Raw genomic sequence first — 25,875 nt, forward strand, 5'->3', positions numbered from 1 at the left:
GCCCAGTAGAATAATTATTTTATTATTCTACCGGGCTCACAATAACTGTTTAGTGATCATTCAATGGGCATTTCAGAGACCATTGAATGGCTACAATGATTTTATTTTAAACACATTGTTTTAAAATACTTTTTACCGTTGCGTTTGATTCGCTCTACGCCATGAATATCACTTTCGTATCCAGGGTAGATATTTTCAAAATCCTGCCTTGCTTTGAGATAATCGAAAATAGGTTGTGCCTTTTTATTAAGAATTTCACCTCCCATAATTACTGGTATACCAGGGGGATAAGGTACGATCATAACTGCAGGTATGCGGTTCTCCATATCTTTCAATTCCACATATTCAACATTTTTGCGCACAACAGCATGATATGCTTCAGAAGGTTTAATTTTTTGATCAGGTATGACTTGAAATGCAGCCTGCATTTTATCTAGTAATTTGTGATTCTTGTAATAGTTGTGGATATCATTGCAATGATCTTTGATCCCAACGCCATCGTAAGTTTTAGGGTAATCATGTACCAAATCTGGCTGGACAATATTTAAAGGGGCATTCGCGTCATACAGCTCTTTAAATTTTAGAAGACCTGCAAGCAGTGAACCCTGTTTTGCTGAAGTTGTGCCCATTGAGTTAAGCATCAGGAATGAATAATAATCTGTTTTTTCACATACAATACCATGATTTATAAGATAGTTTGTCACGATGGATGCAGGAATACCTTCATCATCCATTGTTCCATCTTCTTGCAGTCCCGGAGTGGTAAATGTCAGCTTGATAGGATCAAGCATAGCGTATTCATCTTCAATATCATTAAATCCGTGCCAGTTATTTTCAGAGCTGAATACCCATGGATGCTGATTGCTGCATAGGTAAGATGTCGGAACATCTTCAAAATCTTTTATTTCTCCATTGTGGTCAACCTTTTTAGGTTGCCACATTTCAAAAAACCAGCTGCCTGACTCATTCATTTCTCTTGCAATCGTGGAAACTTTTTTCCGTAGTTTTATTGCTTCTATGATGGTTTCGTCCATAAGGATTTCACCGCTGTCATCCATCATTTTTGTGGCAACATCCAAAGAAGCTATCATGCTATACTGTGGTGAAGTTGAGCCGTGCATCATGTATGATTCATTTAGTTCGTCACGGTCTATTTTCACATGGCTTCCATTACGCACATGCAGCATTGAAGCCTGTGAAAATGCAGTCAGTAGCTTGTGGGTTGAATGAGAACAGAAAATTGGCGGATGATTCTCATTGAGGTCATCATCAGCCATGCCGAAATGATCTTTGTAAATTGGATGAAAACGTGCATATGCATACCACGCTTCATCAAAATGTAGATTATCGACGCTTTTCTGAAGCTGTTTTTTTATATTGATAACGTTGTAGCAAACGCCATCGTAAGTTGAGTTTGTTAAAGCCGACATACGAACGCTTTGCTTTTTTAGTTCCTCGGGTATCAGTTTACTGTCTTTTACTTTTGATTTTATGGATTCTTCAGAGAATTCAGATAATCGGCAGGGCCCAATTATTCCTCGTTTATTACGTCTTGGTACCATATAAATAGGGTAGGCATCAGTAATTACCATAGCATAGTTGAGAGATTTATGACAATTGCGGTCTACGAAGGCTATATCATCACGCACCAGCTGACTTCGCCAGATAATCTGGTTAACGTTAGAAGTTCCATTGAGAACATAGAAGGTATGGTCTGCTCCGAAAACGCGGGCTGAGTTTTTTTCTGCACCACCGACAACTCCGCTGTGATCCAGAAGCGAGCCTAATTCCGGTACTGAGATGGACAGGTCGGAGCGGAAAACATTTTCACCATAAAATTTATGCATAGCAACTCCGGCAGGACTTTTTAGAAAGCCCTCTCCCCCCATATGTCCCGGGGTGTGCCATGCATATTTATATGCTTCAGAGTATTTGACCATCTCTCCAAAAAAGACGGGATATACAGAGCGTATATATTCGACAAGATGAGTTTCGATTCTTCCTGCAACAAATTCAACTGTATCCGCTGTTTTCCATAGGAATTCATTAATTTGGCTTAAAACAGAGGTAGGAATATTTTCCATGGCCAGACGGTCGGTCAGTAAAAAGACGGGAATATTTTTATTGCGTTTACGGATGGAGTTAAGAAATTTTTCGGGGTCCAGCTTATCTTGAACTTGTTCACTTTGAATATCCCAATCAATTACCACCGCTCCAAAATCAGCACGGGACATAAATATTTCAATTGCATCTTCGTAGCTGTATGAGGGCTGTACAGAGCATTCCTGTTCACCAAGAAGTTCTTCTTCTAATTTGCGCAACCTGAAACCATCGTCAGTAGGTGCTTCAAATTGACCCGAAACTATAAGAACAGGCCATGTGTGTTTGGTAATCTTCATTTTTTGATACTCCCTTAAAGTTACACAAATTATTTAGGCAACCATATCTCCAAATTAAATTTAAAAGCTATAATAATTTTGAATACATTAAATCGCATTACATGGCTACAAACGTAATTTAGTATTCATCACTTTTTAGGTAATATTTCAGTAATATAGTATTGTACTGTTTAGTACTTATTTTTATTAATAATATTTTATATAGTCAGAATTTTTTCGTCGTTTTTAAGTAACTTAGTAAGCCTTTCTCCCCAGTGGATTACTTCAATATTTTGTGATTCTAAGTCAGCAGTTACGCCATACATATCTGAGCATGCTCTGCATGCAGCCATTATTACACCTGCATCATTTGCTTTATGAATAAGCTCTTTAACTACTTCATTTGTTGCAGCCAGCTTTGCCGTTGGTCCCCAAATAACAATGGTCGATTCTTCCCACCATCCCTTCAGAAGGGCATTGATTCCGTACATGAAAACCATTTTTTCAGCCGTTTCCACATCAGCATTAGTCCAGATAATATATAGATGTTTTTTTTCAGTCATTTTAAATTCCTGTTTCTGTCGTTAATTAGTGTAACAATGAAGGCCCTTATGAATTATTCATAAGGGCCTTCATTGTTACACATTTGAGTTAGGATTAAAACTTTTCAAAATCATTATCATCTGCTGACATATCTAAAGCAAGACCTCCTCCGAAGCTAGAGCTATCTGTTTTTGTGTTATCAGGTTTATTCGCTTTATTTCGGGTTTCTGCAGAATATTTTTTACTAGCCGGAAGAGCTTTATGTGTATGGCTAGATAATCTATTTGATTGCATTTGAGAGCTATATCCACCTACTTTAAAAAAAGACATAGTGTTTTCCAGCTGCAGGCTTTGAGCTGATAGTTCTTCACTTGTTGAAGCCATTTCTTCAGAAGCAGAAGCATTTTGTTGAATAACTGAATCAAGCTGGGTAATTGCTTTACTAATTTGTTCAGCCCCGGAGTTCTGTTCAGTACTTGCAGATGATATTTCTTGAACAAGTTCAGCTGTTTTTTGAATATTTGGAACAAGCTGTTCAAGCATCTCACCGGCTTTTTCTGCTACATTGACTGTATTGGCAGATAGTTCACTGATTTCTCCAGCTGCATTTCCGCTTCGCTCAGCAAGCTTACGAACTTCTGCAGCAACAACAGCAAAACCTTTGCCATGTTCTCCTGCACGGGCAGCTTCAATTGCGGCATTAAGAGCTAATAAGTTTGTTTGGCGAGCAATTTCTTCGATTATAGAGATTTTCTCAGCAATATTTTTCATAGCTGATACTGCTTCATTAACAGCCGAACCGCTTTCAGCTGCCTCAGAAGCTGATTTAATTGCTATTTCTTCAGTGGTATGGGCATTCAATGTATTTTGTTGAATATTGCCAGCCATCTCTTCGATGGATGCGGAAACTTCTTCAATAGACGCTGCCTGTTCAGTTGCACCTTGTGAAAGACCTTGTGCTGATGCTGAGAGTTCTGTGCTTCCTGCAGCCACATTAGCTGAACCCTCACGTACATCTGAAACAACATTTGTCAGTTGCTGGGCCATATTTCTCATATGTCCATATACACCTACAGCAGGCTCATTGAAATGTATGTCGAGGTCACCATTTGATATTCTCTGAGCTACAGCTGCAATTTCAGCAGGGTCGCTGCCAAGCTGTCTATTAACTGTCCTAATAATAAAAGCGGCAGTAATTATGCCAATAGCTGTGGCAATAAGACTGATAATAATGGCAAGCATGATTGCCCGGTTGTTTGCTGCTTGTAATTTCGGTCCAAGAGCTTCTTGATCAGCCATTATAGACAGCTTAACTTGCTCAACGTTTTTAGCAACTTCAGGGCCTATTTTATCAAGATCTTGAGTAATAATTTCATTGCGTTTAAATATTACTTTAACCAGTCCTTTAAATGCTGAAAAGTATTGTTCTTTATAGTTAATCAGTTCTTTTAACAATTTACGTCTTTCAGGATTTTGTAAACTTTGATCAAGTATTTTAAATTCTCTATCCAGTTCTGCCATTTCCTTACTTACTCGATCAACAGAATCTTGATCATTTTCACTGATAAATTTAGATGCATATAGACGTGAAAGCAGAAGATTTTTAAGGGTCAATCCACTTCTGAAGGCTGACTCCATATCATTGTCGCGTTCTGCGGTTTTTAAAATTTGACTGAGATTGCGCTCCATTTGGGGGCCAGCAATATTTAGAACATCATTTACGTAGTGGTCGCGTTCAGCCCATAGTTCTTTGATCTGGCCAAAATAATCTCCGTATGAACTAATAAGTTCATTAGTTAAGGAAATTAATTTAGCTCGTTCAGGATTATTAATGGATTGTGTAGCCTCATCTAAGAAACCACGCATTTTTTTGTAATATTCTTCATACTGAGCAAGATCTTTAGGATCTCCTGTTCTAATATAATCTTTTACACTCATTCTCACCATAAGCATATTGGCTTGTAATTTACCACTAAGATTGGTGTCTATTGCAAGCTTTCTATATCGATTAAAACCTGCACTTGATTCTTCAAGTGCCCAATAAGAAATTGCAGCTAGAATTAGAATTAGGCAGATTACAGAGCTGAACCCTATCATTAACTTGGACGAAAGTTTCATAATAACCCCCTCAAAATAGATGATCCTTAAAAACAATAATAAAGATTAAGATCTTGAAATAGATTATTGATTGTATACAAAAAATAATATTGTTGGAAACAAAATAATATTTTTTATGGTGGTAGTTATCTGATGTGTAATGTGTGGGTGGGGATGTTCTAAAATAACAAAAAAACCCTCATGATTTCTCATGAGGGTTATTTTTACCATGTGGTGCCGAGGGACAGAATTGAACTGCCGACACGGGGATTTTCAGTCCCCTGCTCTACCGACTGAGCTACCTCGGCGCCGGAAGAGAATTTGTACGCATAACAGTTTTGTATGTCAACAAAAAATAAATATTTTTTTGAAAATATTTTGATATAGATAATTTTTTATTTTCAATAAAAAAGTCCTCATGATCCGGTCATGAGGACTATTTTGACAAGTGGTGCCGAGGGACAGAATTGAACTGCCGACACGGGGATTTTCAGTCCCCTGCTCTACCGACTGAGCTACCTCGGCGCCGCTGAGGAGAGATTACTAACGGAACATACTCCTGTTGGCAAGTACTTTTTTGTGTTTTTTTTGAATAAGGTGTTTTTTAATAGACTTATATTTATTATATTAACCTTGACGAAAGTTACTGACGTGATATTTTATATCTATCCTTAACATTATAATTTCTGCATAGCAGAAGATTTGAGGAGGCAGTTATGAGTGTTAGTAATACGCAGGTAAGAGATAAGATAATCAATCTTTATCCAGAAATTAGAAAATATGATTTAGATATTGTAACTGAATTCAGTGATGAGAAAAATGCATGGATTATTACGCTTGTAAAGGATGGAGAAACTCTTTTCACTCATATTGAAACTGAAGATGTAGAGAAGTGTATTGAAGGTCATAAGTGTGTATATTTTACTAATCAGCTTATGGGATTTATTGATGCTTACTGCACTGACTCAGATCTTTGCGACGTTTAATATTTATTTCAAGCATGGTTTTTAGAGATAAACATTAAGACCCCTGCCATAGTTTACCATGGCAGGGGTCTTAATTAATTAAACTTTCAGTTAACTATTTTATAGCTTCAGCCTGTTCAATATTACCGATGCCCTTTCCTTCATATTCTTTTCCTTTAAGATTTGCAGAGAGTAATTTAGTGAGAACTCCTTTAGGGCCGAGTTCTAAGAAATTGCGTACACCTGCATTATACTGATTATTTATAATCTCTATCCAGCGCACAGAAGAGGTCATTTGTGAAGACATTATTTTCTTGATTTTCTCGTAATTGGATTCCGGAGCTGCTGTTACGTTAAAATATACGGGAAAAGCAGGCGTATTCCATGTTAATTTAGATAGATATGAAGAAAATTCATTAGCTGCTTCCTGAATTAGCGGGCTATGAAATGCACCGCTTACGGGAAGTGGAATTGCGCGGCCTTTTTTTTCCTTAATCATTGATCCAGCCACATCGATAGCTGCTTTCTCTCCGCTGATGACATATTGTGCAGGTGAATTGTAGTTTGCTATGCGAAGCTCTTTTGCACTTTCTTTAGCACCAAATTCTACAGCTTCTTCCACGTCAGATTGCCCAAGTTTAAGAATTGCAGCCATACCGTGATCTTCGTTTGCAACCTGTGACATTAGTTTACCGCGCAGGGCAACCGCTTTAATAGTGTCTTCAGTAGAAAGAATTCCAGATGCAGACAGAGACGCAAATTCTCCAAGACTGTGACCTGCCGTGGCTACAGGATTAATGCTGTCTTTGAGGTAGAGCCATATAGATAAGTTGACCACAGTCAGGGCGGGCTGTAAGGCATCTGTCTTTGCCATGGCTGAAGCATCGCCGTCCCAGTATATTTCGCGAAGTGCAAGGCCTGATTCTTTTTCAGCAAATTTCCACATATCCATTGCCGTAGTCCATTTTTCAGCAAGATCGCGGCCCATACCTGGTTCCTGTGAGCCCTGACCTGGGAAAAGTATTGATAAATCAGACATTTAATTTCTCCTTAAATTTACTGTTCAGGCCATTTTGCTACCTGAATATATGATGCAGTGTTTTGTATTATTTCATTAACGCTTATTTTTGTGCTCGAAGCAGTGTATAGAAAACAAATTTATCTATGTTATTCAAGTTCAATATTTATATTCATATGTGAATTTAAATGTATGCTGTTTAAAATTATGATGGCGGTTGTTGTATAAAAAACATATAAAACTAAGACTTAACACGGTATTTTATATTTTTGATATGATGAATAATTTTTTCGGAGGATATAATGCATATAGAACTTGAACGCACAGGAACAGTGCAAGCCTTTGAAAAAACACTTAAGAGCATAACAAATCGGCCAAGTGTGAATGGTGTTCTGGTGCTTGCATGTGATGCAAATTGTTTTATGTCTGATGAAGTTGATATTATTCTCAAGTCATGCCCTGTGCCGCTTGCTGGAGGGATTTTTCCCGGGCTCTTGTGTTCACAGGAGAAAATTGAAAAAGGAACTATCGTTATTGGTTTGAGTACAGCCCCATCAATAATAACAGTCAAAGGGATGAGTAATCCAGAAGTTGATTTTGATAAATTGCTTTATCAAGAATTTGATAATCTGGAGATTACAGACACTATCCTTGTATTTACTGATGGATTTGCCAGTCGTATTTCTGCTTTAATCAATGCAATGTTTATTAATCTTGGAATCGAGACAAATATTATAGGCGGTGGGTCCGGGTCACTTAGTCTTGAGAAGAAGCCTGCTATTTTAAGTAATGAAGGGATGCTTATGGATGTATCACTTCTTATTTTAATCAATACCAAAAGCATAATAAATGTAAGCCATGGATGGACTCCAGTAAAAGGGCCTTTTAAAGTTACTGAGTCTGAGGGAAATGTGATTAAGTCTTTGGACTGGATGCCAGCTTTCAATATTTATAGAGAAGTTATTAGAGATCACTCCGGGCAATATATATCAAAAGAAAATTTTGAACGTGTATCAATGTCATATCCATTTGGGATTTCGATGATGTTTTGTGATCATATTGTCCGTGATCCTGTTAAAATGACTGATGATGGAAGTCTTGTATGTGTTGGAGGAGTTGAGGAAGGGGCATTTGTTGATATACTCCATGGAAATTCCGAATCTTTAATTGAGGCTTCAAGAACTATTGCTACGAATCATGACATTTTAAATTTGGGCGAAAAATCAGTTGCGTTAATTGTAGATTGTATTTCAAGAGCAATTTTTATGGCTGATAGTTTTGAAGAAGAGCTTAAGGCTATTAATTTACCGGATATTCCATTGATTGGTATGCTCTCATTTGGTGAAATTGCTACTCAAACTCAAGAATCTCTTGAATTTCATAATAAAACAACTGTGCTTTCTGTATTGGAGGAATTATGAGTATTCGAATTCAAGAACAGGTTCTTTATGAAATAGCCATGGCCATGGGGACAAGTCTGGATCTGGATAAAATGTTAAGCACAGCTCTTTCAACATATTTGCGACGATTACTTTGTATGGGGGCAACTGTTTTTCTGGAAAAAGATGGAGGTGAAAGACGTGGGTATGAAAAAGTTTTTTTTATTCCACGAAAAAAAAGAAATAATATTGATGCAGATATTTTTTTTGAAAGAATTAACGGAAGTCTGAATGGAAGCGACTATGTGGACTTAATGAATGATCTTCCTATTCATACCGTGCGTTCGGGTAATCATTTCTATCTGATGGAACTTCCTGAGGTCGGGTTTTTAATGGTGACAAAAGGAAAGACTCCATTAAGTCAGTCAATGCTTAAATCATTACATAAATTGAATGTAAAACTTGCAGAATCAATTATTTCATGTCTGATTTACAAACGGAACAAGACTTTAAATATTAAATTGCAAAATCAGATTAAAGGAAGAATGAAAGCAGAATCTATACTTTTGGCAGAAAGAGAAAAATACAGAGCTATTTATGAAGGGTCACCTCTAGGGATAGTATATTATGATCACGAGGGGACTATCATTGATTGTAATATTAAATTTGCTGAAATAATGGGGACTACCTGTAAAAAACTTATAGGTTTCAAATCTGCTACAATAAGCAGTGATAAAGTCCGCAAGGTAATTGAAAAAGCATTGAAAGGTTATCCGGTAATATATGAAGATTATTATACTTCTGTAATAGGCGAGCGAACCGTCTATTTACGCGCAAGTTTTAATCCCGTTGTATATGGGAGCAAAACTCAGGTTGTAGCGACAGTTGAAGAGTTAGACAGCCTTAAATCCTAGCCAGCCAGAACATCTTCTACTTTTACTTCAAGCTCTTCTTTATCTATTGGCTTAACACAGTACTCGTTGGCACCATGTTTCAGTGATTCTCTGGCTGTCTCAAGAGTTGGGTATCCTGTGAGCATGATCACTTTAATTTCCGGAGAAACTTTTTTCATCTCTTCAAGTACTTCTACGCCAGTCATTTTTTTAAGTTTAATATCAAGAATAGAAAGATCTACACTGTTTTTAGCTACAAAATTAAGCGCATCTTGTTCATCTGAAAAGACAGAAACTTTATGTCCTTTGCGTTCCAGAATTCGCTTTAAAAGTATGCCTGCATCTACCACATCGTCGAGAACGAGAATATGTGCCATATCCAAACTCCGTAATCATTTGTTGATAAAACATAATACTAACAAAGGGGATAAGTCGAGGGCTGTCTTAAGCTTTGGTGGAATGAATTAAATTTTGTTTTAAAATGTCACTTTATTTTTGTTTTTGAAGAATAAAATTTTTATTGTTAAAACAGTATGCTGTGTAAATTATGTGTTGATGTATAGCTGTATGGTGTATGTTTTTAAGTGTAAGAATGTTCTTTTTTTTATTCGCAATGCATAAATGTATTTTAAGTACTGTATGAAATTTTTAATATAAATTGTTACAAAATATTGCTGCATAAAAAAATATAAATACTGTTTGTTTAATACCATAATTCCATTCTTATCGATTAAAAACGTTGATTTTATTTGATAGACAATGATCTAAATGTATTCTATGAGAATGCTCGATCGTGCGTTTTACGCATTTTTACATATATTTTTTGGCTGATTTCGCAAAATGGTTGAGAATTCAGCTAGGTTTTCTTTAAAGGAGTTTAAACAACATGCAGAAGAGAGAAACATGGGGTTCCCGCTCAGGATTTATTCTTGCCGCAGTGGGCTCTGCAATCGGGCTTGGTAATATTTGGCGTTTTCCATATATGGTTTATGAAAACGGCGGCGGTGCTTTTCTTATTCCTTACTTTGTAGCAATGCTTGCTGCGGGTATTCCCTTTATGATTCTTGAATTCGGCCTAGGACAGAAATTTAAAGGCTCAGCTCCTAAAATTTTTGCTTCAATTTCCAAGAAAATGGAATGGCTCGGTTGGTGGCAGGTGGTTGTTTCATTTATAATCACAACATACTATGTGGTTGTAATTGCTTGGGCCATGAATTACGTGTTCCTGGCATTTTCTCAAGGCTGGGGAGCTGACCCGAAAGCTTTTTTCTTTGGTCAATTCCTTGGACTTACTGATTCTCCCATGAATATGGGCGGAATACAGCCTTCTATTTTTGCTGCAACAGCAGCAGCTTGGGCCTTTACCTTTTTTGCCCTGTTCACAGGGGTTAAAGCTGGTATTGAGAGAGTTAATAAAATTTTCATGCCGATACTGTTCCTGCTCGTTTTTATCTTCATTGGAAGAGGGCTGATGCTTCCCGGTGCACTTGATGGACTGAACTGGCTTTTCAAACCAGACTTTACAGCTATTCTGAATGGTAAAGTATGGGCTGATGCTTTTGGCCAGATCTTTTACAGTCTTTCTATAGGGTTCGGTATTATGCTTGCTTACTCAAGTTACTTGCCGAAAGAATCTGATATTAACAATAACGCCTGTATGACAGTATTTATCAACTGTGGCTTTAGTATTATCTCCGGTATTATGATTTTCAGCGTGCTTGGATACATGGCCCATCAGCAGGGTGTACCTATTAAAGATGTTGCAGGTGCAGGTGTTGGCCTTGCATTTGTAACTTTGCCGACAGCAATTAACTTGATGCCGGCACCAGTCTTTTTTGGTGTTCTTTTCTTTCTTGCACTTGTTGTTGCTGGTCTTTCTTCAATGATTTCTATCAATGAAGTTGTTACTTCCGCTATTGTCGATAAACTTGGTTTATCCCGCAAAAAAGCTGTTTCTATCTGCTGTATTTTAGGCTTTCTGGTAAGTATCGCATTTACTACTGGTGGCGGATTGCTTTTGCTCGACATCGTTGACCACTTTGTTAATAATTTTGGTATATTGATCGGTGGTTTTATTGAGATAGTATTCATTGCATGGTTTTGTAAGCTTACTGATTTGCGTACCCATGTTAATAGAACTTCTGAAATTAAGGTTGGTTATCTTTGGATGAACAGCTTGCGTTTCGTTGTTCCAGCAATGTTGGCATTCATGGTTGTTACTAATTTTATTGGTGATATCTCAAAGAATTATGGCGGATATTCCACAAATTCGATTATTGCTTTCGGATGGGGCCTTATTCTTGCCTGCTTTGTTTTTGCAATTATTTTTGCCAGTAAGTCTGGAAATTTTGGAGTAGTAGCTTCTAACAACAGTTTTCTTAAAAGGAGATAGAACATGACTACCAGCGCAATAATAATGATGGTATTTGGTCTTGGAATTACCTGGGGCGGAGCTGCTCTCTGCTTCCGTATTGCATTTAATAGTAAGTAATTCGGCCTAATCTGTAGTTAATTAAAAAGGACTGTTCCATACGGAGCAGTCCTTTTTTGTGCATGCTAAATTACAGTATTATACTTTAGTAGCTGGGATGGTCGGGAGTTCTTCTGATTAGGTGACTTGTTATAAAATAAAAACGGGCTGTGTGCTTAAACACACAGCCCGTTTAATAGTTTTGTATGGAGAGAAACTTAAGCGTTAGTCGCTGTTTGTGGCTCTGATGTTTCAGTTGTTACGGCTGATTTACCGGAGGTTGCAGCAATATCTGCTGCTGCTGTGAAAAGAACGTCTGTGGAGCTGTTCAGGGCTGTTTCAGCAGAGTCCTGAATTACGCCGACGATAAAACCTGCAGCAACAACCTGCATGGATATTTCGTTTGGTACACCGAAGAGGCTGCATGCAAGAGGAATAAGCAGCAGTGAACCACCGGCAACACCTGACGCCCCGCAGGCAGACACAGAGGCAATAAGGCTGAGTAAAAGAGCTGTTGCAATATCAACATGGATGCCAAGAGTATGAACTGCTGCCAGAGTCATAACGGTAATAGTGATCGCAGCTCCGCCCATGTTAACTGTTGCACCGAGGGGAATGGATACAGAGTATGTGTCCTCATGAAGTTTCAGCTTTTTACACAGATCCATGTTTACAGGAATATTTGCTGCTGAGCTGCGGGTGAAAAATGCAGTGATACCGCTATATTTTAAGCAAGTGAATACGAGCGGGTAGGGATTTTGTTTAGTTTTAAACCAGACAATGGCAGGGTTCACGATGAGCGCGATAGTGGCCATGGATGTAAGCAGTACCATAATCAGATGGCTGTATCCGGCTAGAGCTTCAAATCCTGTGCTGGCGATTGTCTGTGATACAAGTCCGAAGATACCTAATGGAGCAAAGCGGATTACGAGCTTAACAATGCTGGAGACACCTTCTGAAATATCGTTCAAAGCTGTCTTAGTGGTTTCGCCTGCATGCTGAAAACAGAAACCGAGAGCAATAGCCCATGCAAGAATACCAATGAAGTTGCCAGAAGCAAGTGCGTTAACCGGGTTGTCAACGACCTTAAAGAGTAATGTGTTTAACACTTCACCTATTCCGCTTGGTGGAGTGGCGCTGGTAGTCGTTGCAACAAGAGTAAGTGTAGTGGGTAGCAGAAAGCTCATTGTTACTGCTACTAGTGCAGACATGAATGTGCCGATTAGGTAAAGGGAGATGATTGAACGCATATTGGTGTGCGTTCCTTTTTTCTGATTTGCAATGGAAGCTGCTACAATAACAAAAACAAGGATTGGGGCTACTGCTTTGAGGGCCTTAACAAATAGGCTACCAAATATACTTACAGAACCTGCTGTATCAGGCGATAAGGTGGCCAGGGCAACACCTGCTATGATACCAATAATGATTTGTACCACCAGACTTCCTGATGCAATGCGTTTAAAAATATTTGACGGCTGACTCATAAACTACTCCTTTCCTTTTTTGCTGAGTTAAAATTAATTTTATCCTGACGAGTTTTTTCTAGATGTAGCTTAACATTTTTGTCAAGATTTTTATTTAAAATAGCTCATATGCAAATTTTTTGCCCTGTTTATTACGCATTAAGTAAAAAAATATAAAGCAAAACACATGTATAGACCTCTACAGACTTGCGATTTGTTTTCTTTGATTGAGATTTATTGGTGTAAATACTTACAAACTCTTTAAGTAAGAAATGAGCTTTATATTACGATAAAAGTAAAAAAAAGAAATAAAACTATGCAAATATTATTTTTTAACTATAAAAATTTCTTAAAATGCATAATATATTGTATTACAACTTGATGTTGTCACTTGTACGATGATACTGCTACTTAGGTACAACCTTAAAAGAGGATGCTTAAGATGTCTGAATCTCCCAAAAAATATATTTATTACTCAATATCTGCCTCAATTATAACCATGATTCTTAAAACCTGGGCATGGTATATGACTGATTCAGTTGGCCTGCTCTCAGATGCTTTAGAGACACTGGTAAACCTGTCAGCTGGTCTGTTTGCTCTGGCTTCACTTACACTTGCCCTTAAGCCTGCCGATGAGTCACATACTTACGGTCATGGAAAGGCTGAATATTTTTCCAGCGGGGCTGAGGGGATGCTTATTCTTATCGCTGCCGTAGGTATTGTTTATGCTTCCATTGAGAGGTTTATCAGTCCCTCGGTTCCACATAATCTTGGATTAGGATTATGTGTTGCATTGCTTTCTTCAGCTGTAAACTTTATAACTGCGAAGTTGATGCTGGCTGGAGCACGGCAGCATGACTCCATAATCCTTGAGGCTGATGCAAAACACCTTATGACTGATGTATGGACGTCCATAGGGCTTGTTGCGGGATTGGGTATAATGCTTTTTACTCCTCCTTCATGGGCGATAGTTGACCCTGTGATTGCATTGATTATGGCTGGTAATATTGTTTTTACCGGATTTTCACTTATTAAAAAGTCTTATTCAGGACTGATGGATAATGCTCTTCCGCAAGAAGAATTGTTTATAATTGATAGTGCTATCCGCCAGTGTGGAGGAAAGGATTCAATTTATCATGGTTTGCGTACCCGTAAAGCAGGTTCAAATAGATTTATAGACTTCCATCTTCTTCTCCCCGGTGAGTCTTCAATCGCAAGTTCTCATGCATTATGTTCTGACATTGAGTCCTGCATTAAAGATGATTTGAGTAATTGTCATGTAACTATTCATGTGGAACCTAAAGAGGATGCTTCCTCCTACGATTGTGAAGAAACAGGCGGTCTATGCGGGTCTATGATCAGATTGAATGAAGATCTGGATGGGAAATAAACGGGATGAGCATTTGAGAAAAATACAACAGACACATCGTGAAATAGATCTTGAACATATTTTTATACTGCCGGAAGGCGATGGACCTTTTCCGGCAGTTCTTTTGGTTCATGAATATACCGGATTAAATCAGATTATTATTGACCATGCTAAGCGTCTTACAGATTATGGATATGCAGTTCTTGCTGTTGATTTCTATGGTCTTAATAATCGGCCTTGCAATATAGAAGAAGCTCGTACCATTCACCGCATATATAGAAATAACCGGCTGTTAATGCGGGAGAGATCTAAAGTGTGTTTTGACATAATCATTAAGCAACCGGAAATTATCCCCAGTATGATTTTCGCATTTGGTTTATCCTTTGGTGGTGGGGCCGTTTTAGAACTTGCGAGAAGTGGAGTTGATTTGAAAGGTGCCATAAGTGTCTATGGTTATTTGGATACATCTCATCCGGTTGGTGTTGGTGATATAAAATGTCCATTGCTGGCATTTCATGTTGAAGATGATCCAGTTGTACCTTCGGAGCATGCAACAGCATTTGAAGTAGAAATGGATTCTGCAGGAGTTGAGTGGGAAATGGTAAAAATTAAAAATTCCTGTCATGGTTTTGCTAATCCACAAGACGGTTCATACGATCAGCTACAGGCAGAAAAAATGTGGGATATGGTACAGAGAAAACTCATTTCGTGGAGTATTAATAAAAAATAGGAAAGCTTAATTTAAGCTTTCCTATAAATAATTTTAGCTCTGCTTGAGTATTTCAGCAAACTAAAGTTCAGTAGAAATTAAAAATTGGATTGCGAGTAGTCTCTATTACCAAGTATTCTTATGAACCCGCTCTTCTTTGTATCTATCTTTTTTCTTAGATTCCTGATCTGGCCAGCCAATTACTAAAAATCCAAGTGGAATCACGTTTTCCGGCAGATTGAAATTCTTTTTAAACCCAGCCACTCTTTCTTCTATTGGGTGAACTCCGGTCCATACCGCGCCAAGTCCTTTAGCATGGATAGCGAGAAGCATATTTTGTATGGCTGCTGAGCAGTCCTGTACCCAGTATCCGGGATATTTTTCAAGACTGGTATCGCCGCATACAAGTATACCCATAGGTGCGCTTTTGACCATTGTTGTATACTGGCTGTACTCGGGGATTGCGTCCAGTTTTTCGCGATCATCTATTACTATGAACTGCCACGACTGCTGGTTACCTGCACTCGGAGCCATCATCGCCGCACCGAGAAGTTCTTTAACCAGCTCATCTGAAACAGGCTGTTTGTCTTTGAACTTTCTGATACTTCTGCGTGTGTAAATTGCTTCAAATACATCCATTTTTAGATCTCCGTACTTAAAAGTTGTATGTTCACTAAGACAATCTCAATATTTTTTTAGCATACGTATTCAGTAAGTTTATCATACATTAATATGATTTATAGGTTCATGTTTAGTTTAATATTGAGCTTACCTGCTTCTTAAGGATTAATTTTATCTCTTAAATTATATAATTCTACTTGATTTTCAATAGAATTATTATATTCTAAAAATAATCACACCCCTTATTTGGTCTGAAACAGCTTTTGGTAATTTGCAGTCCAACCCCTTTGGCGGTACCGAATCTCTCCCTCGCATTTTTTTCGGTACCGCCCCTTTTTTTGAGAAAATTTCTTTCAGATCTTCACTTGGTTTTACCTCTTGACGAATTTTGATTCCGGTATGACTCTGTTTGTCTGAATCAATCAGCAGTATGATAAGCAGGGATGACAATTGGAAAAAATAGATAAGGTACAGGAATATATAAACTCTCTCCTTTCTTCTCCCGTCATGGGCGATCAAGTGGCGTATCACCGTATAATGGATGGCAGCGAAGCGTCCTATGCAGAGCCTCGCAATAAATTTTCTCCATCAGTTAATTCAGTGCTGGGATTTAGGGGTATAGGAAATCTTTATTCCCATCAGGCAGAAGCTGTTGACTATGCCAGAGCAGGAAGAAATGTTGTGGTGGCCACACCAACAGCCAGCGGTAAAACGCTTACTTATAACCTTCCTGTACTGGAACAATGTATGCGTGACCGGGACAGTCATGCATTGTATCTTTTTCCGCTCAAGGCTTTGGCTCAGGATCAATTTAAAACTTTTAACGAAATGGCTTCTTTTATTCCAGACAGCATTCGACCTGAAGCAGCTATTTATGACGGAGATACAACTCCGTATAAGCGTAAAAAGATAAGGGATAATCCTCCCGCAGTCATTCTTACCAATCCTGAGATGCTGCACTTGTCCATGCTGCCTTACCATGAAAAGTGGGCTCCTTTCCTTGCTGGGCTTACTCATATTGTTGTTGATGAGGTCCATACTTATAGGGGAGTGATGGGGTCACATATGGCAATGGTTTTTCGTCGTCTGCTGCGAATCTGCAAATTTTATGGAGCAGATCCTTCATTTATTTTTTGTTCTGCAACTGTCGGCAATCCTTCTGCACTATGTCACGATCTTACTGGACTTGATGTCAGTGAAATAACCGAAAGTGGCGCTGCGTCCGGCAGGCGCAATTTTATTTTTTTTAATCCTCAGATTTCTCCCTATAGTGCGGCAATTCAGCTTTTGAAAGCCGGACTTGCACGCGGTCTGCGCACTATTGTCTATACTCAGTCACGCAAAATGACTGAACTTATATCTATGTGGGTCAATGAAAAGGCTGGAAAATACAAAGACCGTATCAGTGCCTACCGTGCAGGGTTCCTGCCTGAAGAACGGCGTGATATTGAACAGAAGATGTCTTCAGGGGAGCTTTTAGCAGTTATTTCCACCAGTGCTCTTGAGCTGGGTATCGACATCGGCGGGCTAGATTTGTGTATTTTGGTTGGTTATCCCGGTTCGGTTATGGCTACTTTGCAGCGTGGAGGACGTGTTGGGAGAAGTCAGCGTGAATCAGCTGTAATCCTTATTGCACAGGAAGATGCTCTTGATCAGTATTTTATGCGCCACCCGGAAGATTTTTTTTCACGTCCACCTGAGAATGCAGTGCTCAATCCGTACAATCCAGTTATTATGGAGCGCCATCTAGTTTGCGCTGCAGCAGAACTTACCATGCGTGAGGATGACTATCTGCTTAAAGATGAGTCTGTTAAAAAGAGGGTATTGGAGCTTGAGCATAAAGGTGTACTGCTGCGTAATAAGCGAGGAGACGAGATATATACTTCGCGCAAGCGACCGCATCACGAAGTCTCTTTGCGCGGGGCCGGTTCTACCTTACATATTGAAGATATTGCCACTTCCGCTGTTATAGGTACCATTGATGAGGTCAGAGCCTATTCTGAAGCCCATGAAGGTGCAGTTTATATTCACCGAGGTGAAACCTACTCAATTAAGGAACTTGATTTAGGCTCCAGAAAGGTACGCGCATCTAAAGAGCGTGTTGGTTATTACACTCGTGCACGTAAAAATAAATCTACCGAAATTTTAGAAATATATTCTCAGAAAAAAGTATTCGGGATTGTTATGCGGTTCGGCCGTCTTAAAGTAACCGAGCAGATTACCGGATATGAAAAAAGGGCCGTAAAGGGAGGAAAGCTGCTGGGAATAGTTTCGCTTGATCTGCCTCCTGTTGTATTCGAAACTCAGGGACTGTGGATGGAAATTTCAACTGACATTAAACGCAGAGCGGAGGAAGAGTTTATACATTTTATGGGTGGTATCCATGCTGTGGAACATGCAGCTATAGGTATTCTCCCATTACTGGTTCTTACTGATAGAAATGATCTTGGCGGTATATCTACGCCTATGCATGAGCAGGTGGATGGTCCTGCAGTATTTATATATGATGGTATTCCCGGAGGTGCCGGCCTGACTATGCAGGCTTTTGATCAAGCTGAAGAACTGCTTGAAAGGACCTTGCAGATTATTTTAGATTGTGAATGTGAACTCGGTTGCCCTACCTGTGTGCATTCGCCCAAGTGTGGCTCCGGCAATCGGCCAATTGATAAGGCTGCGGCTATTTATGTTCTGGAAAATATGGTTAACGGAAAACCACCTGAAAAAATTGAGGTGTTAGCTATGGATTTGGTTCCTTTTGGTGAAGAAGTAAAAAAAGAAGCGAATATATCTGCTCCTAAATCATTTGGCGTGCTTGATGTTGAAACCCGTCGCTCTGCTCAAGAGGTCGGGGGCTGGAATAAGGCAGAACGTATGGGTATTTCCATTGCTGTGCTTTATGATTCTGAGCAGGATAAATTTTTTGAATATGAAGAAGATCAGATTCCGGAAATGATAGAACATCTGCAAAATCTGGATCTGATTATAGGGTTTAATATTGAAAGATTTGACTATAAAGTTCTATCGGGAATACATGCTTTCAACTACAAATCGCTGCCCACTCTTGACCTTCTTATCAAAGTTCATGAGCGTCTTGGATATCGCTTGAAACTTGATAATATTGCACAGGCAACAGTTGATGCAGCCAAAAGTGCTGACGGATTACAGGCCCTGGAGTGGTGGAAGGAAGGGCGTTTGGACCTTATTACTGAGTATTGTAAGCAGGATGTAGCTGTAACCAGAGATGTTTATTTGTTTGGTAGAGATAACGGCTATGTCCTGTTCACTAATAAGGATAAGAAAAAAGTACGTCTGCCTGTTGCTTGGTAGATTTTCTCAGAATCTGGTCATTGGGTTATTGAAAGAGCTTGGCACTTTTTAAGATTGCGTTAAATTAAATTTTCCGGTCCCCCGGACCTGAGTTAGGTTACTCAGGTCCGGGGGACCGGTTATTTTTTGTTCTCATTATGGATATTTTTTAAATTAATCCAATATCTAAGAGGAGAAAAAATGAAAATTTCAGCAGGTGAGAGTGGCAGGTTTTTGAACGATGTTGATACAGATGGACTTGTTATAAAAAGAAAAAGTAAAATGGTCAGTCCTGAGCTCGAGAGCCTTGAAAAGCGTAGAGGTGTTACAAAGGAAATTGTTCAGCGTGCTTATGATCGTGAAGATGAAGAGCGGGATCTGTTTGTTCTGGATGCTTATAACCGTTTTGAATCTGGGATACAGGAGTTGTTGAATACTATTATGCAGCGTGAGGCAGAGGCGGCTCAGTCATCTGTTTTTGAGGTTAAAGATTATTTTATGACAGAAGGAGGTCGAATACGGGATGAACTGCCTGATGATGCGTGCAGAGAGCTGTTTATGGATATACTTGCTTCAAGACAGAAAACAGCCATTAAGGCCGTAGCTCAGCATCAGAGTCAGGAATATCAGAGTTGGAAAGAGCGAACCGCAGCAGAGATTGTCGGCTCCGTATTGAAGTCTGTAAATATAAGCCCTGATGCCGCAACTCTGATGCATGGTGAGAGATTACTTGAGGGGGCTGTTTTACGTCTTTATAGAGGAAGCAGTAAAGAGTTGCTTGCTATGCGTTTGGCAAGTGCGAAACAGGCCATGTACTGCGGGGCACTGGAAACAATCGGCTCTCGTGATCCTATTACTGCTTTGATTGTGGCTGATGGATGGCGGGAACAGCTGGGCAGTCATAACTATGAAATACTTAAAGAAAAATTTGAACCGCAGGCCCGTAATCAATCAATTAAAATGGAATTTCATTCTTTACGTAACCTCGAAGGCGAAGAACTGCAGGTAGAACTTAATGATATTGTGGATCAGAACATGCGTGATGAGCTCGCAGATATGATTACAGCCGACCGTTTGAGTCGTCAGCAGATGGAAGAAAAAGCTGATAAAGACAGAATCAATTTAATTTTCAGGGAACTGTTTCAAAGATATATGAAAGGAATTCTCACCGTTGAAGATATTATCGACTCCGGACTTTCGGAGCCACACCGGTCAATGTGGAGGTCAATATTTTCAAATACAGCAAGTGGTAATGAGGATACTGTTTTATTAAACATTGTTAAATCTGTTGTGAGAGCTGAGGTTACTAACGAGTATCAAGTTTATGCTGCCTTGACTCAAGGATTGGGAAAGGCTGACGCTTCGTTGCTGGCAACATTGTTTAATTTTAAAGATCATCCTGAGTCCAAACTCATTATTAACGGGTTGCAAGAGATTTCTGAGTCAGTGATAGTAGATGGTGGGAATGATAGTGACCATGCAGCAGCTGTTCGTGATTTTTTACATCGTGTTGTTTCTAAGGTGGGTAACGGAGAGTTTTTCAGTATTACTTCTCTGCGAAATGAGGTTATCAAAGACTACTTTGGTGGTAAAATAAGTTAAGTATATGAAGCTGGTTTTAGATTCAGGATATTGTTTTTTCATTGGTGCTTTTTTGCGTAGAGAGGTTATAATGACTGATTATATAAAAACAATAGGATAGTTTATGCGCCGTTTTTTCTATTTCCTGTTTGGCATTATGTTACTTGCTCAAGGGTGTGTTCATGATGCAGCCCTTGATAGAGCTGACAATCTTGCTTCCCTGCCTGCAAGGCATGTCTCCGTAGGTGACGTGGATCTTTCGTATCGTACTTTCGGTCAGGGGGAACCGTTGCTGATGATTATGGGATTTGCCGGGACAATGGATTTATGGGACGTGTCTTTAATAAAAGAACTCGCAAGAAAATATACTGTGATAATTTATGATAATCGTGGTGTTGGCGGATCATCGTATGGTACGAAAGGCATAACCATTAAAAGAATGGCAGAGGATGGTGCCGGAATTGTTGATGCTTTAGGGTATGAAAAAGTGCATGTACTGGGGTGGTCCATGGGCGGTTTGATTGCACAGGAACTGGCTTTGAATCATCCTGAAATAGTAGATAAGCTTATTTTAATGGGAACATCTTGCGACGCCGTTTCTGTTGCCGAAACAACCCGTAATTTAATGGGTATGGATACAAAAGAACTGCTTAGTCACTTCTTTTCAAAGCCTTGGCTTGTGAAGCACCCTGATGCCATTTCCAGACTGCCACGTCCTGCTGCGGCTGTTAACATGGAGACGATAAAGGCGCAGGCTGATGCGATGATGAACTGGGCTGGTACCTGTGATCGCCTGAGTATATTGCAAAGGGATACATTGATTGTTTCAGGTACAGAAGATGACATTTTACCCGGAAAGCTTAGTTTGGAGATGGTTCGAAAAATAAACGGTTCTTGGCTGGTCCGGTTCAAGAATGCAAAGCATTGGCTGATGTATCAGGACCCGCAAAGTCTCGCCCGTACCATATCTACTTTTTTAGGCGTGAATGAAGATATGTTGCTCAACTAGAGACAATAATAAAATATGGCCGTAATTCTGATTCAGAATTACGGCCTTTAATTGTTTTAAATAAAGTTTTTACCAAATGTTCTTAGGTTTTTCTGTCGACTCGGAATAGAGTCTGGTAAAATCATCAAAGGCTGTTAGTGCAGCGGCTGCGCCTTGTCCGGTTGCGGTAATAATCTGGCGGACCCCTCCGGTAACATCACCAGCTGCGTATACTCTTTCAACATTGGTCCGCTGGGCGGGGTCAACTTTTATAAATCCGTCCGGGCGTAGTTCAACACCGAGCTTTTTCGCTAGATCGGTGTTGGCTGTATGCCCGATGGCGACAAAGACAACATCTGTATCTTTCACAATTTCATTGCCGTCTTTATTTTTTATTCGTGCAGATTCAACCTGATCTTCACCTATTATTTCAGTTACTTCACTGTTCCAAATTACTTCAATTCCCGCATTCTTTACGGAGTCCTGCAAAACCTGCTCAGCTCGGAAATTGTCACGGCGATGAACAATTGTAACTTCAGCGTTAAGGTGTTTAAGGTGCAGAGCATCGGTTAGTGCAGTGTTTCCGCCGCCAACGATAATGGCCTTGCCACCTTTAAAAAAATTCCCGTCACATGTGGCGCAATAGCTTACTCCGTGTCCGTAGAATTTATCTTCACCGGGAACTCTCAACATGCGAACGTTAACACCGGTTGCAAGCATCACCCCTTTTGCATGATATATTTTTTCATCGGTAGTAATTTCTATTCTTGGACCATATTTAATATCACGTACTTCAGCAAATTGGTGTATTTCAGTATATTCGCGCGCATGAGTTGCTAGGATTTCTACCAGCTCAAATCCTTGTATATTTGTAAATCCGGGATAATTTTCAACTTTTGGAGTTAGAGCTACCTGGCCGCCAATACCTTGTTTTTCCAAAATTATACAGCTCAGACCACTTCTTTTAGCGTAAATTCCAGCACTCATACCGGCTGGTCCGCCACCTATGATAACGAGATCTATTTCTTCAGAGGGTGTTTCTTCTGTTTTTTTCTTTTGTTTTTTTTGCTCATCAAGGATTTTTTCGAGAGATTTCATATACAGAAGTTGGGACATAAATTTTTCTTCGGGTTCAAGTCCTTTAAATGTTGCGGCATCGTTTATGTCAGTATGAGGGACAGACCCTACATTGTATTCTCTGGCCATATTTTCGTTATCGAGTGTGGAAATGCACCATGATGAGATTTTATCAGGTCTTGCAATTGCAGCTTTAAATGCATTTATCGCCTGTCCTGGGCAGTATGGACATGTAGGGCTTGAGAAAATTTTAATACGCCTTTCTTCAGTCAGTGCAGATAAGAGTTCTTTGGTTGTTTCAGAAATTACTTCCAGCCCCATGGAAGCCAGATGCAATGCTTCTACAATGGCACGTCCTTCTTCTCCGGCTGGAGCACCAAGGAAGCGAATATCATATTTATCAGGTGAGATAAGTACAGTTGGTGAGGCAATAATATTGCGTTTTTTACCCATCTCGCTGCTCATTTCATATTCACGAAGCTCAATTTTATCAGTAAGGACATCAATTGCCCGGCAAAGATTAATTGTGAATTCATTGTATTCATCATGCGGGCCTTTTTCTGTGTACACTTCAATGATTACGTTATTTTTAAAAGAGGCGAAAATTTTTTCAAGGTATTCACGGCTTTCATCGGGGATGAAATTACGATATTTTTCTTCAGCACTAAGTGAGCTCATTTTTATCTCCTAGCATTTCTTCTTATTTCTTTTCTAGTAATTTTCTCAAGGAATACCCGCTTTAAAAAACGGGTTTAGAATGGCAAAAATTATAAAACCGTAGTCTTATATAAAAACAGAAATATTAAAAATTAAGTTACTGCTTAAATATGACTTATTTTTTACTTTGGGGAAAGAGGGAAGATAAAAAAGTTGTCTTTCCCTTCTATTCGGAGTCAGTCTTATCAGGAATAGTTACTAAAAAAAAGAGAATTCTCATTATAAAAGTATGTTACTAAGCATACGAAAGAAGTTACCATTGTCAAATTGAACCATGTCCGGTGTTATACCAATCATTTTATATAATGGTTTTAGACTTCCTTTGTGTCCCCAGAATTCTCCAGAATATTTGTTTGGTATCGTTAATTTCATGGGTTTAGCACCCAGCAGAGACATTTTTGAGCATAAATGGATATAGAGAGCTTTTGATCTGGCTGTCTGGCCAAGTGCAGGGTGAGAAGGACCGGCAATAATATTTTCTTGCATACCGGATTCAGGAGCAACCCCTAAACGGATGACATGAATTTTTTGTGCCCACAATCTGATTAAAGCCATAGCCAGTTCATCTTCAGTATATTCAAGAGGCCATGGTTTATATTTTCCAGCTTTGTAAAGTTTTTCCAGTGCTGTCCCTCTAACTGTCAGGCAGGGATAAATTCTGACTGCACTTGGTTTCAGTTCTAGTGTTCTACTAATGTCTTGCTGAAAATCACCTGCCTCAGAACCTGGGAGTCCGGGAAGAAGCTGAATGGTTAATGAAAGACCTGTATAATGGACTTTTTCACATGCTGTGACAGCTGTTTCTGGGCTATAATTACGGGCTGAACGTTTTAATGTTTGTGCAGAAAAACTTTGAATTCCCAGTTCAACCATATCAAGGCCAATGTTTTTAAGTTCTAGCAGTTGCGTGGTGTTTATATAGTCTGGTCTCGTGGAAAACCTTACTTTCGTAATAAATCCGTTTTCTTTAAACTTAGCTGCAAGTCTTATAAATCGCATCTGCCAGTCATATGGAAGAGCTGTGAATGTGCCTCCAAAAAAGGCAAGTTCCATAGGTTCACGTTCTTTTTCAGCAAAAAAAGAAGGTATTTGAATCTTAATATCTTGATATATCTCGCTTAATGTCTTAGCCCCTGTACCAGTTTGTCTGTTTTGAGAGCAATAAACACAGCGTGATGGACATCCCATAAAGGGCATAAATACTGGCCAGATGCGAGTTTTAGGTCGCTCCGGTTCAGGGTGTTTGAAAATAAAATTACTCATTTCTGGCTCAGAATTTGTACAAAAATTATGTGAATCATATCTTTATTTAATAAATTAGCTTGATTAAAAAAAAATGGTCGGGTAAATATTAAGTAAAACAGTATCCTTGAAAGATCTTATGGGCATTATGTCTATTTTATATAACATGCAACTTTAGAATACCAATTATACTTTGTTATGAACAATCAGGACTGTATTTTTTGTAAAATTGTATCAGGCGAGATTCCTTGCTTTAAAATTTATGAAACAGATCAGATACTTAGTTTCTTAGATATCGGACCTGTAAATAAAGGGCATGCCTTAATTATTCCTAAGGAACACTATAAAAATATTTGGGACCTTCCATCTGATTTAGGTAAGGAAATCATTTCAGCTGCTCAGATTGCAGGAGATTCCATTGTTAAGGCTACCGGTGCTGACGGGCTTAATCTTATAATGAATAATAATGAGGCTGCAGGACAACTTGTCTTCCATGCTCATTTGCATCTCATTCCCCGTTTTAACGAAGATGGACTCAAGCATTGGGACCAGAGCGAATATAAAAATATGGATGAAGCAATGGCTCTTGCTCAAAAGATTGAAAAGATGATAAAGGGAATAAATTAATTATTTATTCTTTACGATAACGCCTTACCTGATTCGCCGCTTTCGAGACAAACTCGTTAGTGGATAACTTTAAACCCGCCGCCCCTGACCCCAGGGCCGGGGACAACGGAGGAAAGGAAATGGCTAACGACACACTCACTAAAGCCAGCGTTGTTGATTACATCTACGAGAAGACTGACCGGAACAGAGCTGAAATCAAAGAGCTGGTTGAATCCATTCTGGATATCATGAAGCAGGCAGTGAAAAGAGACCATGCTATGCTGGTCAGCGGTTTTGGAAAGTTTGAAGCGTACGATAAAAATTCTCGTAAGGGACGTAATCCTCAAACTAATGAAGCCATAACTTTGCCTGCACGCAAAGTTGTTGTTTTCAGACTTTCTCGTAAGTTCAGATCTGAGCTGAATGGCTAGAAATATTTTTTAGCTTGATTTG

Annotated in this window: 21 protein-coding genes and 2 tRNA genes; 12 read left to right on the forward strand and 11 right to left on the reverse strand. The window is 39.1% G+C overall.

Annotated elements, in window-relative coordinates:
• Positions 1-101 precede the first annotated feature (101 nt).
• The 5 genes from H589_RS0102990 to H589_RS0103010 all read right to left on the reverse strand — a co-directional run bounded on the left by H589_RS0102990 (position 102) and on the right by H589_RS0103010 (position 5,543).
• On the reverse strand, positions 102-2,399 hold the full coding sequence (locus tag H589_RS0102990) for an Orn/Lys/Arg family decarboxylase (protein ID WP_027720661.1): 2,298 nt from the start codon (positions 2,397-2,399) through the stop codon (positions 102-104).
• A gap of 197 nt (positions 2,400-2,596) precedes the next feature.
• A complete protein-coding gene (locus tag H589_RS0102995; RefSeq protein ID WP_027720662.1) occupies positions 2,597-2,941 on the reverse strand; it encodes a hypothetical protein in 345 nt (114 codons plus the stop codon).
• A 94-nt stretch (positions 2,942-3,035) separates the two neighbouring features.
• Positions 3,036-5,039, reverse strand: coding sequence for a HAMP domain-containing methyl-accepting chemotaxis protein (locus H589_RS0103000; protein ID WP_035074724.1), 2,004 nt, complete (start codon positions 5,037-5,039; stop codon positions 3,036-3,038).
• Positions 5,040-5,250: 211 nt separating this feature from the next.
• Positions 5,251-5,326, reverse strand: a tRNA-Phe gene (locus tag H589_RS0103005).
• A 141-nt stretch (positions 5,327-5,467) separates the two neighbouring features.
• Positions 5,468-5,543 (reverse strand) — tRNA-Phe (locus tag H589_RS0103010).
• 191 nt (positions 5,544-5,734) lie between these two features.
• On the opposite strand from H589_RS0103010, the gene H589_RS0103015 reads away from it, so the two are divergent.
• Entirely contained in the window at positions 5,735-6,004 is a 270-nt protein-coding gene (locus H589_RS0103015) for a hypothetical protein (RefSeq protein WP_027720664.1), read from the forward strand.
• Between the two features lie 94 nt (positions 6,005-6,098).
• Here H589_RS0103015 and H589_RS0103020 read toward each other — a convergent pair whose 3' ends face one another.
• On the reverse strand, positions 6,099-7,022 hold the full coding sequence (locus H589_RS0103020; RefSeq protein WP_027720665.1) for an ACP S-malonyltransferase: 924 nt from the start codon (positions 7,020-7,022) through the stop codon (positions 6,099-6,101).
• A gap of 281 nt (positions 7,023-7,303) precedes the next feature.
• On the opposite strand from H589_RS0103020, the gene H589_RS0103025 reads away from it, so the two are divergent.
• Complete coding sequence (locus H589_RS0103025) at positions 7,304-8,422, forward strand: FIST signal transduction protein (protein WP_035074728.1); 1,119 nt, start codon at positions 7,304-7,306, stop codon at positions 8,420-8,422.
• A complete protein-coding gene (locus H589_RS0103030) occupies positions 8,419-9,294 on the forward strand; it encodes a PAS domain S-box protein (protein ID WP_027720667.1) in 876 nt (291 codons plus the stop codon). The genes H589_RS0103025 and H589_RS0103030 overlap by 4 nt, the downstream gene beginning before the upstream one ends.
• Here H589_RS0103030 and H589_RS0103035 read toward each other — a convergent pair.
• The gene (locus H589_RS0103035) at positions 9,291-9,650 is read right to left on the reverse strand and encodes a response regulator (RefSeq protein WP_027720668.1); all 360 of its coding nucleotides are present in this window, start codon (positions 9,648-9,650) and stop codon (positions 9,291-9,293) included. The genes H589_RS0103030 and H589_RS0103035 overlap by 4 nt on opposite strands.
• Before the next feature lie 509 nt (positions 9,651-10,159).
• Between H589_RS0103035 and H589_RS0103040 the strand changes: the two genes are divergently transcribed.
• Positions 10,160-11,665 carry a sodium-dependent transporter gene (locus tag H589_RS0103040; protein WP_027720669.1) on the forward strand — a complete coding sequence of 502 codons (1,506 nt, stop codon included), beginning with the start codon at positions 10,160-10,162 and terminating at the stop codon, positions 11,663-11,665.
• Between the two features lie 3 nt (positions 11,666-11,668).
• Positions 11,669-11,764, forward strand: a complete 96-nt coding sequence (locus H589_RS20745; RefSeq protein WP_156891623.1) for a MetS family NSS transporter small subunit — start codon at positions 11,669-11,671, stop codon at positions 11,762-11,764.
• Positions 11,765-11,961: 197 nt separating this feature from the next.
• Here H589_RS20745 and sstT read toward each other — a convergent pair whose 3' ends face one another.
• Positions 11,962-13,227 (reverse strand): serine/threonine transporter SstT, encoded by a 1,266-nt coding sequence (sstT, locus tag H589_RS0103050; protein ID WP_027720670.1) that lies wholly within the window; start codon positions 13,225-13,227, stop codon positions 11,962-11,964.
• A 421-nt stretch (positions 13,228-13,648) separates the two neighbouring features.
• Between sstT and H589_RS19015 the strand changes: the two genes are divergently transcribed.
• Together H589_RS19015 and H589_RS0103060 are read left to right on the forward strand one after the other, a co-directional pair.
• Positions 13,649-14,596, forward strand: a complete 948-nt coding sequence (locus H589_RS19015) for a cation diffusion facilitator family transporter (RefSeq protein ID WP_035074731.1) — start codon at positions 13,649-13,651, stop codon at positions 14,594-14,596.
• A gap of 13 nt (positions 14,597-14,609) precedes the next feature.
• A complete protein-coding gene (locus tag H589_RS0103060; RefSeq protein WP_027720671.1) occupies positions 14,610-15,305 on the forward strand; it encodes a dienelactone hydrolase family protein in 696 nt (231 codons plus the stop codon).
• A gap of 105 nt (positions 15,306-15,410) precedes the next feature.
• Here the strand turns inward: H589_RS0103060 and H589_RS0103065 are convergent, their stop codons facing one another.
• Complete coding sequence (locus tag H589_RS0103065; protein ID WP_027720672.1) at positions 15,411-15,923, reverse strand: nitroreductase family protein; 513 nt, start codon at positions 15,921-15,923, stop codon at positions 15,411-15,413.
• A gap of 489 nt (positions 15,924-16,412) precedes the next feature.
• Here H589_RS0103065 and H589_RS0103070 point away from each other — a divergent pair, with 489 nt between their 5' ends.
• From H589_RS0103070 to H589_RS0103080, 3 genes are all read left to right on the forward strand, one after another.
• On the forward strand, positions 16,413-19,232 hold the full coding sequence (locus H589_RS0103070) for a DEAD/DEAH box helicase (protein ID WP_051249598.1): 2,820 nt from the start codon (positions 16,413-16,415) through the stop codon (positions 19,230-19,232).
• A gap of 180 nt (positions 19,233-19,412) precedes the next feature.
• A complete protein-coding gene (locus tag H589_RS19020; RefSeq protein WP_035074939.1) occupies positions 19,413-20,813 on the forward strand; it encodes a hypothetical protein in 1,401 nt (466 codons plus the stop codon).
• 103 nt (positions 20,814-20,916) lie between these two features.
• Positions 20,917-21,801 carry an alpha/beta fold hydrolase gene (locus tag H589_RS0103080; protein WP_027720674.1) on the forward strand — a complete coding sequence of 295 codons (885 nt, stop codon included), beginning with the start codon at positions 20,917-20,919 and terminating at the stop codon, positions 21,799-21,801.
• Positions 21,802-21,870: 69 nt separating this feature from the next.
• On the opposite strand, the gene H589_RS0103085 is transcribed toward H589_RS0103080, so the two are convergent.
• Positions 21,871-23,535, reverse strand: coding sequence for an FAD-dependent oxidoreductase (locus H589_RS0103085; RefSeq protein WP_027720675.1), 1,665 nt, complete (start codon positions 23,533-23,535; stop codon positions 21,871-21,873).
• A 258-nt stretch (positions 23,536-23,793) separates the two neighbouring features.
• A complete protein-coding gene (locus H589_RS0103090) occupies positions 23,794-24,837 on the reverse strand; it encodes a radical SAM protein (protein ID WP_027720676.1) in 1,044 nt (347 codons plus the stop codon).
• A 177-nt stretch (positions 24,838-25,014) separates the two neighbouring features.
• Here H589_RS0103090 and H589_RS0103095 point away from each other — a divergent pair, with 177 nt between their 5' ends.
• The gene (locus H589_RS0103095) at positions 25,015-25,443 is read left to right on the forward strand and encodes an HIT family protein (protein WP_027720677.1); all 429 of its coding nucleotides are present in this window, start codon (positions 25,015-25,017) and stop codon (positions 25,441-25,443) included.
• Between the two features lie 119 nt (positions 25,444-25,562).
• Entirely contained in the window at positions 25,563-25,853 is a 291-nt protein-coding gene (locus H589_RS0103100; RefSeq protein WP_027720678.1) for an integration host factor subunit alpha, read from the forward strand.
• The last annotated feature ends 22 nt before the right edge of the window (positions 25,854-25,875 follow it).

Source organism: Maridesulfovibrio zosterae DSM 11974 (genome assembly GCF_000425265.1).
GTDB lineage: Bacteria > Desulfobacterota > Desulfovibrionia > Desulfovibrionales > Desulfovibrionaceae > Maridesulfovibrio > Maridesulfovibrio zosterae.